The organism is Thalassococcus sp. (assembly GCF_982780845.1).
This window is the reverse complement of sequence record NZ_CEYADA010000010.1, coordinates 137,427-153,455: the sequence shown is the minus strand read 5'-3', so window position 1 is coordinate 153,455 and position 16,029 is coordinate 137,427. Positions and strand designations below refer to the sequence as shown.

Annotated in this window: 9 protein-coding genes; 4 read left to right on the top strand and 5 right to left on the bottom strand. The window is 58.1% G+C overall.

Annotated features, from left to right (window positions below; translation table 11 throughout):
* The 3 genes from AC4FIA_RS12795 to AC4FIA_RS12785 all read right to left on the bottom strand — a co-directional run.
* Positions 1-2,670, bottom strand: a 2,670-nt coding sequence (locus AC4FIA_RS12795; protein WP_490366176.1) for a molybdopterin cofactor-binding domain-containing protein, incomplete at its 3' end; no start/stop codon positions are given.
* A gap of 116 nt (positions 2,671-2,786) precedes the next feature.
* Positions 2,787-3,584: a helix-turn-helix domain-containing protein gene (locus AC4FIA_RS12790; RefSeq protein ID WP_490366175.1), complete on the bottom strand. Its 798-nt coding sequence runs from the start codon at positions 3,582-3,584 to the stop codon at positions 2,787-2,789.
* A gap of 512 nt (positions 3,585-4,096) precedes the next feature.
* On the bottom strand, positions 4,097-4,480 hold the full coding sequence (locus AC4FIA_RS12785; protein ID WP_490366174.1) for a winged helix-turn-helix transcriptional regulator: 384 nt from the start codon (positions 4,478-4,480) through the stop codon (positions 4,097-4,099).
* A gap of 133 nt (positions 4,481-4,613) precedes the next feature.
* On the opposite strand from AC4FIA_RS12785, the gene AC4FIA_RS12780 reads away from it, so the two are divergent.
* Both AC4FIA_RS12780 and AC4FIA_RS12775 read left to right on the top strand, forming a co-directional pair.
* Complete coding sequence (locus tag AC4FIA_RS12780; protein WP_490366173.1) at positions 4,614-5,222, top strand: NAD(P)H-dependent oxidoreductase; 609 nt, start codon at positions 4,614-4,616, stop codon at positions 5,220-5,222.
* The gene (locus tag AC4FIA_RS12775; RefSeq protein WP_490366172.1) at positions 5,209-5,910 is read left to right on the top strand and encodes a glutathione S-transferase family protein; all 702 of its coding nucleotides are present in this window, start codon (positions 5,209-5,211) and stop codon (positions 5,908-5,910) included. The genes AC4FIA_RS12780 and AC4FIA_RS12775 overlap by 14 nt, the downstream gene beginning before the upstream one ends.
* A gap of 158 nt (positions 5,911-6,068) precedes the next feature.
* Here AC4FIA_RS12775 and AC4FIA_RS12770 read toward each other — a convergent pair whose 3' ends face one another.
* On the bottom strand, positions 6,069-6,701 hold the full coding sequence (locus tag AC4FIA_RS12770) for a tyrosine-type recombinase/integrase (protein ID WP_490366171.1): 633 nt from the start codon (positions 6,699-6,701) through the stop codon (positions 6,069-6,071).
* Positions 6,702-7,141: 440 nt separating this feature from the next.
* Between AC4FIA_RS12770 and AC4FIA_RS12765 the strand changes: the two genes are divergently transcribed.
* Positions 7,142-8,041 carry an SH3 domain-containing protein gene (locus tag AC4FIA_RS12765; RefSeq protein ID WP_490366170.1) on the top strand — a complete coding sequence of 300 codons (900 nt, stop codon included), beginning with the start codon at positions 7,142-7,144 and terminating at the stop codon, positions 8,039-8,041.
* Entirely contained in the window at positions 8,025-9,455 is a 1,431-nt protein-coding gene (locus AC4FIA_RS12760) for a hypothetical protein (protein ID WP_490366169.1), read from the top strand. Before AC4FIA_RS12765 ends, AC4FIA_RS12760 begins: the two co-directional genes overlap by 17 nt.
* A gap of 661 nt (positions 9,456-10,116) precedes the next feature.
* Here AC4FIA_RS12760 and AC4FIA_RS12755 read toward each other — a convergent pair.
* Positions 10,117-15,585, bottom strand: coding sequence for a DUF4011 domain-containing protein (locus tag AC4FIA_RS12755; protein ID WP_490366168.1), 5,469 nt, complete (start codon positions 15,583-15,585; stop codon positions 10,117-10,119).
* Positions 15,586-16,029: the final 444 nt, after the last annotated feature.

Below are 16,029 nucleotides of genomic sequence, written 5' to 3'. Positions count from 1 at the left end.
GTCGATATCGGCCTTGTAGCGCCCCCGCACGGGCCCGACGCCCAGCGTCACATCCGCCTCGAAGCGCGTCTCGCCGACCTTCCGGACGCCATGCGAGCCGGGGATGATCGCGTCGAGCGTCGCGGGGTCGAGCAGCATCCGCCAGACATCCTCGCGGCTGGCCTGCACCACGGCGCGGCCTTCGCCGGTAAGCTTGCGCCCACCTGCCGTGTCCTCGGTTTTCGTCTCGGACACGGGCTCTTTCGGTGCGGGCTCGTCGCCGAAAATCAGGGGGGCGAGCTTGGCCGCAGTCACCGGCAGCACGATCTCGGGTGAATCGCCCTCGGGTGCGAGCGCATCGGCCACGGCGTTGGCAATGCAAACGGGCGTGGACATGCAATTGCCTTCTCCCACGCCCTTGGCCCCGAGCGGTGTGAAGGGCGACGGGGTCTCGTGATGCAGGATCACCGGTTCGGGGACCTCCATCACTGTGGGCAAGAGGTAATCGGCCAGCGTGCCTGATTGGAATGAGCCGTCCGCACCGTAGGAATATTCTTCGAGGAACGCCGCGCCGACCGCCTGGGCAAAGCCTCCCCGCACCTGGCCGTCGACCATGGCGGGATGCAGGATTCGCCCGCAATCATGCATGGTCACGTAGCGGTCGATTCGCGGCTCGGCGGTCTCGGGGTCGATCTCGATCCCGCAGAAATCGAAGATGAAGCCGTGACAGAGCGAGGAGTTCACCCCGTCCTCCGCCGTCGGTGCCTCCAGCTCGGGCGGGGTCCAGTAGACGGTCTCGCGCATGGTCTGGTCCACGCCATCGGGCAGGGTGCCCGGCGACCAATGCGCTGTGGCGGCCACCCGTGCGAAGGACAGGCTGTTGTCGGAATTGCCAGCCGCACCGATGCGGCCCGCCTCGAAGATCACGTCGTCCGGCGCGATGTTCAGCTGCGAGGCCGCGACCTTCGCCAGCTTGTCGCGCAACCGCGCAGCCGCGATCTCGGTGGCACCGGCGACGGCGGGGGCAAAGCGCGAGGCGTAATTGCCCGAGGCGATGGACCACGCGTCGCGCATCGTGTCCACATCGGCCAGAACGCGCACCGCCTCCAGCGGCAGGCCGAACTTGTCGGCCACGACCTGCGCCAGCACCGTACGGTGGCCCTGACCCTGCGGAACCGAGGCGACCTTGACCGTGACCGAGCCCAGAGGGTCGATTGAGATGGTTGCCGTGGCCTGCGCGCCGTTTTTCGGCCCAGCCTTAGCGCGCTCTTCGGGCGTCAGAACGGTGGTTATGTAGCCCATGTTGGACACGGAAGGTTCCACTACGCAGGCAAAGCCGATGCCGTAGCGGCGGCCCTCGGCGCGGGCCTTGTCGCGGCGGGCGTAAAGCTCGGCGAGGCCGCCTTCCGCGACCGCGCGGTCAAGCGCCGTGGCATAGTCCCCCGAGTCATAAAGTGCGCCGCTGGCCGTACGGTAGGGAAAGGCCTTGGCGGGGATGAGATTGCGGCGAATGACCTCGAGCCGGTCCAGTCCGAGATGCCGGGCGATGGTATCCATCAAACGCTCCAGCGCGAAATAGATCTGCGGGCCGCCGAAGCCGCGATTGAGGCCCGTCGGGGTTTTATTGGTCAGCACAACGCGGTTACGGATTGCCATGTTCGGGATGTCGTAAGCACCGGTCATGTTACCGTGCATCCGGTAGAGCGTGGCAGGCTCCGGCGCGCGCAGATGAGCGCCGCAATCCTCGATCTGGTCCCAGTCGAGCGCGGTGATGCGTCCGTCCGCCGTCACCGCCGCCTCTATCCGGGTCTGTCGATTGGTGGCCGAGACGCTGGCCGACAGATGCTCCAGGCGGTCCTCGATCCACTTGACCGGCGCACCCGCGATGCGCGCGGCGATGCCCGCGAGGATCATATAGGGAAAGACGCCCTGCTTGATCCCGAAGGAGCCGCCTGATTCAGGCGGAGTGCGCAGCCGCAGCCGGTTGCCCGGCACGTTCAGCGACCGGGCCACAACCGCGTGGATCGAAAAGGGGCCTTGGAAATTCGCGGTAACGTCATAGGCATCTTCGCCCGGCTCGTAACTGGCGACGACGCCGTAGGTCTCGATGGGCGTGCAGGCGCTGCGCGGATAGGTGACATCAATGCCGATCCGGTGCGGGGCCGCGTCGAACGCCGCTTCGGGCTCTCCGTAGCGGAAGCTGCGTTCATTGATGAGGTTGCTGCCGAGGCTGGGATGCAGCACAGGCGCGTCCGCAGCCAGCGCCGCCACGGGCTCCACGACTGCGTCAAGCGGAACGTAGTCGACCACGACAAGATCGGCGGCATCCTCTGCAAGGTAGCGGTCGGTCGCGACGATCATCGCCACCGGCTCGCCCACATAACGAACGCGGTCCACCGCCATGGGCCAGCATTCGACATCAGCCTTTACGCCGACGGTCATGGACCGGGTGCGTGCCGCAACGTCTTTTCCGGTGATCACGGCAACGACGCCCGCCGCCCGCGCGGCCTCGGCAGTATCGACAGACCGGATCTCCGCATGGCCGTGGGAAGAGCGGACAAAAGCCAGCGACAGGGTGCCTGCGGAAACCGGCAAGTCGTCGATATAGCGCCCGCGCCCCGACAGCAGCGCCGGATCCTCGACGCGCTGGGCGGACTGGCCAAGCAGCTTTTCTGTAACTGTGTCTTTCATGTCTCCTCCCGGCTTGGCATGGGCAAGCCCTTGGGAGAGGACGTTAGGCGCGGGTCTGCTGGCCTCGCGATCCCGCCAGGTCTCGGACCTTACCGAGGAGTCTCAAAAAAGCGCGGTCAGGCAGATTCGCGCAGGGCAGATACTTCGCGGAAGACGCTGGGCGATGAGCCGGCATGGTCGTGGAAGAACCGCGAAAAATGCGCCGGGACAGAAAATCCCAGCTCGTCAGAGATGGCCGAGAAACTGCGCGTTTCATTGGCCACGGCCTGCACCGCGCGCTCCACCCGTTGGGTGTTCAGGTAGACCCGTGGCGAGATCCCGGTATCGGCCTCGAAGAGCCGGAAGAAATGCGCACGCGACAGGCCGCATTCGCGGGCGAGCCAATCCATTGAGACGATGCCCGCTGGATCCTCGTGCAGCAGGGCCAATGCCCGTGCGATCCGCCGGTCGGGCGCGCGGGTCGCTTTGGCCCTTGCCCGAAGGGAGGGCTGCACATCGCGCCAGGGTGCCAGCCGCTCGATGATGGAGACCATCAGCTGCCCGATCAGCCGTTCATGCGCTGCGGCATCTCCGGGAGCCCGCACCATCGCCTCTGCCGTCTCGCCGACCTGTCGCCGAATCTGCGGCGTGATGGCACCGCCCGGATGTGGGAAAAAGTCCGGACCGGCGCTTGCCTCCCAATTGCTCCGAAACGCGCCAAGCCAAGCCGGTTCTATGTACATTGCCAGGATGATGGTTGGCGGTTGATCCGCGCGGTGCACGTAGCTGTGATGCTCCCACGCATTGATCAGAACCGCGCTTTCATCGGTCAACGCCACGCGGCGCCCGCCCACATCGAACTCGGTATCGGCACCTTCGACCTTCAGAAGAACGTGGCATTGCGCATGGGCGTGCTTAACCAGAGGCCGGTCCATATCAAGTAGAGCGACCCGCCCGAAAGGCCCTATAGCAATCCTCAGAGCAGACGACATCCTAAATGGTTACCAGTTTTCAAGATCGGGTCAATCTCGTCCGGCTGAAGGCTTCATGACGGCTGCTCCTTTCAGGACATTGCCGGCGGTACTTGATGATGTGTGATATCAAGGGTTTCGCGCGGATGCCGGATAGCAAACTTGATCGTGATGAATCGCACTCCGATCGGTCCGAAACAAATGGGTGGTTGCGGAGGGAATCGCTCTGTTCAAGCGCAGATGGGCTCGGCCATGCTGAAGCCCCTTCTGCAACGAAGAAGCCATTTCCTTTCAATCGGATCTAAGCGTGAACTTTTCAGATCTCAGGCGTATGCGCGGAGCAAAGCCTTACGTCCTCCGTTTGGTTCACAGATGCGACTTTTAGGCACCGAATGGTCGATCAGAAAGAAAGTGGGTCGTTTCCGGACCTTGGCCGTTTAGTCCATGAACGGCAGCTCAGGGCCGAATCGCGCCATCTACAGGTCAGCACTTTCAGTGGTCAAACTCTTCGGCAGGCCCTCGCTCCACTTGCGCAGTTCATCCAGGAAACCCAAGGCTGTGCGCCCGAAGTCGGTGATCTCGTAGACGACGGTGATCGGGGCGGTGTCGCAGACTTCGCGCCTGACCAACCCCTGGTCTTCGAGTTGCCGCAAGCGTTCCGTGATCATCTTTTTGGATGCGCCACCGATCATTCGGGCGAGATCGTTGAACCGCACCGGCCCATCCTTGACGTGCCAGAGGATTGAGCCGGTCCATTTGCCTCCGATGATCCGCATCCCACGCTCGATGGCGCAGGGTTCGGTGCAGGCATTGGCCGCTCTCCGTCGACCGGCACCGTCTATTTCTATCTTCGCATCCATCGTCTTGCGCTCCGTTGATCCGCTCCAGATTAGGTTACAAAAAGTATACTAGTTGTTTTTCCATCCTGCCACATTCATATCATCCCGGTCCCCGCCGGAGTCAAGCGGGCCCAACAACAACGGAAGAGACCACATGAGCAAAATTCACATTCTGAACGGCGCGCAACCTTACGAATTTGCACCGGGAAAACTCAACGAAACGCTTGCCAATCGCGCGAAGGCAAGCCTCGAAGCGCAGGGGCACGAGGTCCGCCTGACCACGGTCGCCTCCGGATACGACGTGCAGGCCGAGGTGGACAGTCACCTCTGGGCGGACGTGGTCCTCTTGCAGTTCCCGGTCAATTGGATGGGCGTGCCGTGGTCGTTCAAGAAATACATGGATGAGGTCTACACGGTTGGTATGGGCGGTCAGCTCAGCGATGGCGACGGCCGCACCGCCGCCGCACCGAAAGCGAATTATGGCATGGGCGGCAAACTGGCAGGCACACGTTACATTATCTCGGCCACGCTGAACGCCCCCGCTGAAGCTTTCGGGGACTCGGCAGAGCCGTTCTTCGAGGGCATGTCGCTGGATGATCTCTTGCGCCCGGTCCATCTGAACGCCAAATTCTTTGGTATGACGCCGCTGCCAACATTTGGTGCCTTCGACGTGATGAAGAACCCCGACGTCGCCACCGACCTCGCCCGCTTTGATGCCCATCTTGCAACGATATTCGGGGAACTTGCCAATGACGCGGCCTGATATCGTCCTCTACACAGCCAACACCATGAACGGCTGGAAGCCACTGATCTTTCTGCACGAAGCAAAGATCGACTATGAGCTGGTGCCAATCGATTTCGGCAAGAAAGAGCAGAAGGCGCCCGATTACGTGCGTCTGAACCCGAACGGGCGCATTCCCACCATCGTGGACCGCGGCGCCGATGATTTCGCAGTATTCGAGAGCGGCGCGATCCTGTGGTACCTTGCCGAGAAATACGACCGGTTCCTAAGCCACGATCCCAAGGAGCGTTCGGAGACGCTGCAATGGCTGATGTTCCAGATGGGTGGCATCGGCCCGATGATGGGCCAGGCGATGTTCTTCCAGCGGATCGCAAAGCCGAATGGTGACGAGGTGCCCTACGCCATCAACCGCTACGTGACCGAAAGCCGTCGCCTGCTCGAAGTGCTAGACACACGGCTCGCCGAGCGCGACTGGCTGGTTGGTGATGCGATGTCCATCGCGGATATCGCGACCTACCCCTGGGCGCGCAGCTATTTCTGGGCCACGGTAAACGTCGACGGATTGCCGAACCTCCAATCATGGTTCGACCGCATTGATGTCATGCCGCGGGTCCAAGAGGCCCTGCAACTGCCCGAACCGCGACCGTCGGCTTTCGGTCAGGGCGACATAGACGCGGCTGCCTCGGAGAATGCCGCACGTTTCCGTTGAATATTTGATGCGCTGTCTCTCGCAGAGACCAAGTCAGCGCGTCATTCCTTCTAAGAGCGATGGTTCGGATCAATGTCCGCTTCGGCTAGCCGCGACGCAGCATCCACAGCTCATCGTGAAGATCGGATTTGGGCCGTCCCTGAAGACGGCCCAAGTCATTAGATTTCAATGGCCTCTGCAATCGCAAGAGCATCCTCAAGCTCGACGCCGAGGTATCTGACGGTGCTGTCCATCTTCGTGTGGCTCAACAGCAGTTGCACTGCCCGCAGGTTGCCCGTCTTTTTGTAGATTTGCGTCACCTTCGTGCGCCGCATCGAGTGCGTGCCGTATGCGCTCGCCTCTAGGCCGATCGACGTCACCCAATCGCGGACAATCCGCGCATATTGACGGGTCGAAATATGCAGCCGCTCGTGAAACCGGCCGGGCCAGAGGTATTCGGATCCAACCATCAGCGGGTCTTGCATCCACCTTTCGAGCGAGGCTCGGGTGCTTTCCGAGATTTCGAAGCGGACCGGTTTCTGTGTCTTACTCTGTAGAACCGATGCTCGTTCCTTGATCTGGCCGGATGCCATGACATCGACGACCTTCATTTTGACCAGATCGCAACCACGTAGTTTGCTGTCGATGGCCAGGTTGAAGAGCGCCAGGTCACGATGGTTCTCGGCCAGTTCAAGTCGAACTCGGATCGCCCAGACGTGCTTTGGCTTCAGCGGTCGTTTCTGACCAACGATACGTCCTTTGTTCCAAGCGGGGCGCAAAGCGCGAATGGCAGGTAAGTTTGGTGTTTCCATGACTGATCCTCCGATCCGCCATGCCCTCCCACAACGACAACCCGACGTTGACCATGCCACCATATCACACAATGCTGTACTGCCTCCGAGGTCGGGTCAGAGCCCTGAGTGGACGTTTCACGGCCATCTAATCGCTTCTTGATCGTCCAGTTCCAACGACTGTCCAGTTCCAACGACTGGACGATCGGCACCTGTGCATTTACGCTGACAGGCGAGCGCAAAGATCACCAATCAACCGTCGAAAGGCGGGACAAACAAAAGACTATTAGACAAGGAGTTGAGGTCGTTTCATGGATGTTAATTGTCGTGCTGGGCACAACCCAACCGGGTTTTGCCGAGCTGTAATTCTCATGTTTTGTTTCCTATTGTCGCTGGGGCCGAGCTCTGCGTTGGCCCAATCGCCCGGCGATGAAATGGTTGTGAGGACGGAGCGGCTCAATTTGCGTGACGGGCCGGGGACCGAACATAAGGTTCTGCGCGAAATGCCCGAGGGTACAATCGTCAAGATTCAGGGCAAACGAAACGATGGCTGGGTCTGGGTTGCCATGGCTGATGGGCCGAGCGGGTTCACGAGCCTGAAGTATCTTCGCCCCCTGACCCTGGGTACTCCATCCGATGTGGATGAGTTCTACTCAGAACTGGAGGCCCGTGACGGCCCGCCAGCCGGTCGCGGCTACCTTTCAGAAGTGAATGCGCATTATGCCTATTACTGCGGTTCGCAGTCAGGTCTGGGACTTGCGCTTTACCGCCATGACGGGAGCGCCCCGCGCATATGGAGGGCCGACGATTGGTGTGTGAACGGTGTACAGGCGAAGGACATTGACGGGGATGGCGTGTCCGAAGTGGTTTACCGCACCTCCGGAGGGGGAACCGGATCATTTGGCGTCCGGGAAAAGATCGTACATTGGCCCGAGAACGTTGCCGAGCCGAGCCAGGGGTACGAATACGGAACGCTTTCAGTCAGCACAGTGAGTACGGAGTTTGACGTCGTTTTGGAAACCGAAATCCAGCGCGAGATGCGCTATGGCGAAAACTGCCGGCCAGAACAGTATTGCCCGGAGTGGCCACCCGAAGCGACATGCCGCGCCGTGACCACCTGCGCCATGACCGAAGTGAAAAAGGTCCGCATGCTTGGTGAGGCGCCCAACCTGAGCTCCAATCCAGAATGGAACGCGTTTCTCCGAGAATATTATATCAGCGAGGGATACGTCATCGAAGGCGGCGGGATCACTGAGACGCTGGATGACGTGAGCTTGGAAGAACTGGCGGCAATAGACGACGGAACGCGCCCCACGATTTCCCCAGAACGGCAAGCCGAAATCGATGCTTGGCTGGAGTGAAAACATGCGGTCCCTGCGATTCATCTGGCTTGCGTTGAGCATCCTTGCCTTTGCAACCGGCGCGGTTTCCGCCCAGGCCGCAGAAGGCACCGTGACTGGACCCACCACGCGAATATCCGGCGAGGGGACGGCCAAGGGCACGTCGCTTGACGTGGCGTGGCAGGCCAAGGCGAAGTTGGGCGTGCTTGCAGGTGAACCGGTTGTATCGGTGACCTTCATGTTCGATGTCATCGGCGGGTTCGTCACGATTCCCGAATTGGGTGGAACGGGGTGGTCACATGTGCAAACCCGGTACGAGAGTCTGCCTCAGGAAGTGCGGCAGGGCGTGCGTCTGATCGATGTGGACCTCCGGCTGGTATTCTCGAACGGGATAAACCGCTACGAGGTCATCGCGGATGTCGGGGCCAGCGGAGCGCCGGGGGCCTGGTCCTTCAATGTTCCGGGTAGCCCGGAATGGGACAGCCTGTTTGTTTCAAACGGTGGCTATCTTGGCGAAAACTCCGCCAGGGGCGCGTTTTCCGACACGCTCGAACTGGTCGATGCCCGGATCGAAAGCTACACGCTGAGCCTCTATGAACTTCATGGACGATATCTTTCGCTTTTCGAGGACCGGGAACGATATCGTGCGCTGGAGCTTGCCAACAACAGGCTGCTGGAAGGTCTGGATCGGAGCTACGGCATCGATGCCAGCCAGATGAAATCAACCTGGACGAAGGCCTATTTCATTTCGGAAAATCAGAGCGGGGCGCTCGACGATCCGAAGGAGTGGCGCGCGCGCGTCGATGCCCTGGACGAAGCGCTGAACAAGCTGTCGTCCTTGCCCCAGGATCTGCGGGCGGGCACGAACCATGCGCCCTATGATCAGGCGGTGAAGGACCTGGATCGGTTACGGAGCGCGATTTGGGACTCTGTTCGCCATCATGAATCCAATCAGATCAATCCCGCCGATCGGGAAGAAGGGTATCCCGTCGATTTCAACCTCAACGAATTTGACAAGCGTGTCGTGGAAAGAGGTGGCACGTTGGGAATGGATTCAATCACGATAATTTGGGACGATATAAACCATATTGAAGTGAGGTTTCGTTGTAACGGTGATACGTTGTTTCGTCATAGTCTTCCGAGCGATAGAGCTTGCGGGGCAGAGCCGCGAATTGTCAGCAATGAAGTGTATGACGAAGCAATCGATCGCCCCGTTCACTACTTCGTTTTTCCGGATGGCTTGGCCGCCTCTCTGGAGGATTTAGAAGAAATTGAACTAAGCATATACCATTATCGGGTCAGCAGCCACGACACGACCAGATACCGCATTCAATTTCGAAGAGGTGATGAAGTAGCTTTTATAGAGAACGAATTGATCTACTGGAAGCACCTTAAACGGTACCATGGACTCTTCGAAAGACTCTCCTTTGAATAATCGCAGTTGGTAACCCTGGTACCCGTGACCATTCTCGGTTGCGGGCCGGAAGCCGAATGAAGATATGCCGGACGGCAGCTTTGTCCGCGATGTGTGAGTTCGACCGCTCTCAGATTTTGCTCATGCAGCGAATGACCGGTTCGACGGGCCGCACCGCGGCATAGTAAGAGACGGCCGGATGTCTCCTTTGGGCCGATCGCGTTGGCGTATCCTCACGCAGAAAGGGCGGACGGCTGACCTTCGCAATGGATGTTAACAACGCCTTGCACTTGTTTAGATGCGGACTTTCAGGTTGCCAATTGTTCAACCAATTGAAATCGTCGAGCCAACCTGCGTGAAACCGATTATCGCTACGGCACTATTTTTATGTGCAGTATAAAAGCTGACGTTTAACAGACTCTCCCATCATTTACGCACCTATTTTGAGTCTGGTCAGCCGTCGCGTTTTGCGCTGCCGTCGGCTGTGCGAGGACATCTTCACCATTTCCGAGAGTTGATATTCTGAGCATTAAAGAATTTGTTCCAAAAGCAGGAACTAGCATAGATATTTTAGGTTTCCTTTTTGGCGCAGGGACATCTTTTGAGTCAGGTTACCCGCTAGTGTTTGGATTGGAGGCGTCAACCGCAATCTCTTTGGGCAAGATAGCAGATTTCTCTGAAATCAGGCTGCCGGTTCCACGCTCAGGACCTCTACTGCCTTGATGTGCGGGCCGACTTGGTACTCGATTCGATCCCCGGGAGCCGCATCAATAAGCGCTTCTCCAAGCGGTGTGTTGGTTCCCACAATCCCCTCAATCGGCGCATTCTGTCTGTCGCTCAGTATGAAGGACATTTCTTTCTTATCGTCGAGCTTCAGTACTCGAACCCTCGATCCCACTTGCGCGTAATCTGAAAGACGCATTTCGATCTGTGGCGCCAGTGCAGGGACCTTCCCTTCTATCAAATCCGGCAAATCTGGTTGCAGAGGCCGAGGTGTCGTGTCCGCCCCCGGCTGCGGGGCAGGTGGGCTTTGCTGCGCAGATGGTCGTTCAGGCGCTATGTTAGCAAGCGCTGGTTGGGGCTTTTTCGCATCTTCTTTTTTAAGGGCATCCAGACGGGTGGTCAAAACCTCTTTGATCCGGCTCGTCTCTCCCTCTTGGTTGGTAAACCAGTCTGTTGACCAGATCCTATGCAAATCCCAGCCGCGGCTACGCAGGATATCCTCGCGCAACCGGTCGCGGTCTCGCGCGGAGGCCGAACTGTGATAGGTCGCCCCGTCACATTCGACGCCCATCAAAAACCCGTATGGCCACTCGGGATGACGAATGCCAAGATCCACGCGGAAGCCCGCGACACCGACTTGCGGCACAGCCTCAAATCCCATCTGTTCAATTACCTGCGCCACGTGCGCCTCAAAGGGGCTTTCCACCTCGCCCCCGCGGGCCGTGTCTTCGGCAATATGGCCTGTCGCACAATACTCCAGCCAGGCCCGAAACATGCGTACTCCCTTGGCTTTGCTGTCATCCGCGCGAATGTCAGACGGTTTCATAGAGGTGAAGGTCACGATTTTCTGCTTGGCTCGACTGAAAAGGACATTGAGGCGCCGGTGCCCGTAAGCGCTGTTGATCGGACCAAAGCGCTGATGAACTGTGCCGTCCTTTTGCTCAGGCCCGTAAAGCGTCGATATGAACATTACGTCACGTTCGTCGCCCTGTATGGTTTCGAGATTCTTGATAAAGAACTCTTCCAGAGCGTCGTCGTGCTCTTCCCACTTGCGCACATAGGCTTGCACCTTGGGATTGCGGTCGTGCTCCCGTTCGAATGCCTCGATCAGCAAGTTTTTTTGGTCTGTGTTCATGGTACAGACTCCGAGCGATTTGTCCGGTGATGTCTCCATGTGACGCACAACCGCGCGAATGACGGCCTGCGCTTCGATGTCATTGGTGCCCGATTTGTAAAGACCGCCTGTCTCCTGCAGATGCACGCCAAGGTCCGGATCCGACTCATTAGCACTTGGGAAGATCGTCAGCTTGCCGTCATACATCCATTCATTAGAAAACTGGATAAGGCCGGAGTGCTTTGAGCGGTAATGCCAGCGCAATTGCCGAATTGGCGAAAACGAATTATTCGCCATATCCAGAACACTCTCACTGTCCTCGCGTAAATCGTCGTCGAGCTCAGAGTCATCCAGCATCTTGTTGAAGAAATTCGTGGGTGGCAGCTGCTTGGTATCCCCGACAACAACCGCCTGGGTTGCCCGCCTCAATGCGCCGATCGCGTTTTCTGGCGTCATCTGCGAGGCCTCATCAATGACTACGAGATCGAACTGCAGGTCATCATGCAAATACTGCGCCACCGCTAGAGGTGACATCATCCAACAGGGCTTTAATTCTAGAAGGGCGCGTCCGGCGCGTTTGGTTAGGTCGCGTGCCCCAATTCGATTTCGCCTTTTCGACCGCTCATTGTAGATCAGGGCCATGTCCGTATAGGTCGATTTGCGCCCCACTCCATTCCCTGCAGGAGGCTTGGCAATACGCAAAATTGTGTTTCGAACCACGGATTGCGACATTTGGATCAGGCGACGGTCCTTCTCCGCAATGTCCGCCCGTATACGGGCAAGATCCGTGCCGTCGGCAAGTCGCAGCACATCCCCCGCTTCCGAAATCGCCAAATCAGCGGAGGATTTGGCCAGGATTGCCGCAGCCGCCGCTTCGGGCGTGACAGGCAGCGTTTCCGTCTCCTTCAACCAGGATACGTAAGTGCCGTATCCTTCCTTGCGTAGCTCCTCTTCCAGCCGCTGTGCGCGGGAGCAGTCTATTAAGGCAGTGGATGTGTCGCGCGCCAGCTCTAGATTAGCAATCTGGCCGCGCAAGACCGTCAGGTCCCTCCAGCTGTAAGGAAGCTCCAAGTAGTCCGCAAAAGACTCCGCTGCCTGCTTGAGGTGCGCGACGCGTGGCACAAACCTGATGAGGGCTTCTTTAATGTCCGCGATATGACCGGATCGGAGAACCGAGGCCGCGTGTGCCGGATTATTCGACTTGGAGACCTCTTCGAAAAGGCCCGTCAAGGCCCTCAGAACGGGCAATGGCTGATGCCGGAGCACCTCTGGCACTCCACTATCTCCCTCAAAGCCGTCGAGATCGGCTCGGGCGCCCTGCATCCGCTTCAAGGTGTCGATCAGACCACGGACTTCCTCTGTGGTTACCGCCGGCTTTTTGAATAATCCGGCATGATCTTTCATAGCGCTCAGCGCGCGTTCATTCGCCTCTTTAAGTGTTGTGGCCCTAGTATAGGCCTCTGTTAGCTCGGTCGGTGTGAACTGCTCATCAAAATCCGCTGTTCCTTCTGTTCCAAAGAGGGTCGGAAAGCCCGCCATATCGATCTTGGTCAATGGCTCGACGATATCCATCCGCCCCTGCAGGTGCTCATTGGCAAGCGTTTTCAATCGGCTGAGATGTGCGAGGCGATCAAAATCGGTATCTATCCCTTTGAACGAAAGCCCCAGCGCCAAAATCGCGGCCTGATCTGTCTGAAAGCTCAGAATGTCGTCCAACAAATCCCGTGCTGCGCGCATGTCCGCCACGCGACTTTCTGTCGAATTCTTGGAGGCAAGTCCCAGCATGTCCGCTTCTGTCTTCAGTGCGGCTTTATATGCTTTCCCAATACGACCGAATATGCCAGTGGCCTCCAGCGTATCTGCGGCGGTGCCCAGCCTATTTATTTCGCTGCGGTTTGCAAAACGTGCAGACAAAGACGGCATCTTAAGCTGACAGTCCTTAAGTCGTGTTTTGAGTGCCTCCGCACGCTGGCGCACAATGCCAATACTGCTGTCTGCACCGGCCGGCACGGTCAAAAATTCCTGGCGCGCCGCGGCATCTAGCTTTGCCATTTCCTGCAAAAGTAATTTCAGGGATATCAAGGACTTATCAAGCGCGACCCAGGCCTGCGGCAGGCGCGCAAGTTCAGCCAAAGGGGCGTCAAGAGCCGCAATGCTTTGACGCGCGGTCGTGATCCGCGCTTCAAGCGCCTCCGGTTCCATGCGGTCAAGTCCTTCCGCTTCAAGGAAGGCCACTGCTGCCTCCAAGCGTCGCCCAAGATTCGGGGCATCGCAGTCGGTTACTACTTCGGACAGCCTGCGCCCTTCCGACAGGACTTCTTCGCCGAGGGCTACACGGTCCATTAAGGCACGACGGGAGACGGCCGCCAGAAGGGCATCCGTAACCTCTGGACTCAGAAGGTCTCTATGCGGTTCGGCCACTTTCAATAGCGGGAGAATCGCAGCAATACCCTCTTCTGTGAGACCATTGGGAAAGAGTGGTGCCGCCGGCGAAGCGGCGAGATCAGCGTCAAGACTGCTGACATCCGCCGCAAGTTCTCCGGCCATTTCGGCCATGTCATCGGCGTCGTCGCGGTTGAAAACCTGTTTCTGCGCCTCACGCCACACTGGCGACGCTCCATTCAGGTCAGACAGTCGCGACCCGAATTCAGCCATACGATCGATCAGAGTCTGCTTGTGCTCGGGGCCCATCGATTTAATGTCGGGGACATTCATTCTGCGCACTGTGCGGGGCAGGGCCTTCAGAACATCGTTCTTAGAGATCGCATGCCCCAAGACGTCATGGACGGTTTCAGATCCGAACGGCGCAGATATAGCGTCGATATAGGATTGCAGCTCGGCGCGGCGCTCCTGGAAGTGCGACCGGCTTTGATCATAACGGGTTTCAATATTATTGCCGCGCGCCCGGGCCTCCAGCCGCTCCTCGAGGCTTTCATACACGCGCTCCGTGGCAGATCGCCCCGCTTGCAGCGGCAGAACAAATTCGCCGAGTCCCACATGCTGCATGCGGTTGCGCACCACATCGAGCGCGGTCAATTTCTCGGCCACAAAGAGGACTTTCTTGCCTTGCGCCATGGCACTGGCAATGATGTTGACGATAGTCTGTGACTTGCCGGATCCGGGCGGTCCTTCGATGGAGGTACTTTCGCCCGAGGCCACATCGATCATGGCCGAATATTGAGAAGCATCCGCATCCATCACAAGATACGGCGCTTGGCGCTCGATCTCGGGGGCATCAACGTCGTATTCTTCAGCATAGCTGCCATCGCCAATGGCCGTTGTGCCGAGAAGCCGGGCGACAAGTGGGTTGTCCGCTACGGATTTGGTCGTTGGATTGAGGTCATGGTACATCGCGATTTTTGAGGACGGGAAAATCCCAACGACCACTTCGCGGCGCACCTTCCAGTGAAACCCAGGCGGTGCGAGTTCTGCAATCCTCTTAAACAAATTCTCTGCGCCTTCGTCCTCTTCCAGGTCGAGGTTAATGCCGTGTTCGTTCTTTAGCTTCAGGGCAAGGCTCATGTTGAAAACCGCCTGCTCTGTGCCGCGAATGTAAAACTCCGGCCCGCGCGGCGTTTGCTGCCGCTCTATTGCACTTTCCAACAGCATGAGGGGACTGACAAAATTCGTGTTCTCATGGGGTGGGCGCCATTCCAGCAGGCCAATGGCTGTTTGCAGGACATTGACGCCGGTTTCCCGCTCGTATGCATGCGCACGCTCCCGTAATCCCTTTCCGAAACGGGTCAGGCGGTCAGGGGTGAGAAGTGTTTGGATATCATTGTCATCGTGCCGCCCGTCTTCATGTATATCATCGGGCACGGGCAGGTCATAATCTGGGCGAATGCCATGCGCCTTTGCATGGGCTTCGAGATTAGGCTTTTCCTTGCTCTGACGTGGCGGTAGTCCCAGATCGTCCCGTATTTGGTCTTTGAGATCGCGTTCAAGACAAAGCTCTGCTTCCGCGAAACCTTTCTCTTCTGGATCAAGCGCCTCAATAGCTGCCAAGAATCCTTCATCTGTCCGGCGTTTTTCAGAGAGCGCAGACAGGAAGACTTCCGTCTTTTCATCAGGACGCTCTTCGTCAAAGTCCGGGAGAGGTACCAGACGCATGCGACCGCGGTTGGTTAGCTTATGGCGCAGGATATCCGGCAGCTCATCCACCACGCGAACGTGTGAGGCACTGCCGGCGCGAAAAGGGACATTGATTAGTGGGTTGCGGCGCGAGCCATCCACAAGCCGCTTACGTAACTCCTCAACTTTGCTAGCGACGAGGTCTACGACATCTGGGTTTTCATGCGGCGCACTGTTAATCATGTTGGTGTCTTATATTTTTCTTTGTTCGACTTGCGGCAGGATTCAGAAGCTGTGAGGCACTACCTAACCTACAAGAATTTCGAATACTAAAACTGTCATATCAGACCAGTAGAAGCAGTTTCGCTAGTAGTGTCAACGCGTTACATTCTCTTATTGTGTCCTGGCAAAGGCTTGTTACCTTGAACCAAATCAAGCTTCCATGGCGGCAACATACGCGCACCGAGGATATTCGCGCTTTTTTCGAAACACATGTGATACATGGATGAAATTTTCACATAGAAAAACGCAAATATGGCAGCCGAACTCTGCAATGCAACGAACGACGAATTAGACCACATTTGGTGAATTCGCAGACGTAGAGTTATTGCATTTGTAGCGAATGCCAGAAAAGTGGGCCGCACCGACAGAATTTCGATGCCGTGCTGAAGGTCCGCTCTGAGCCGT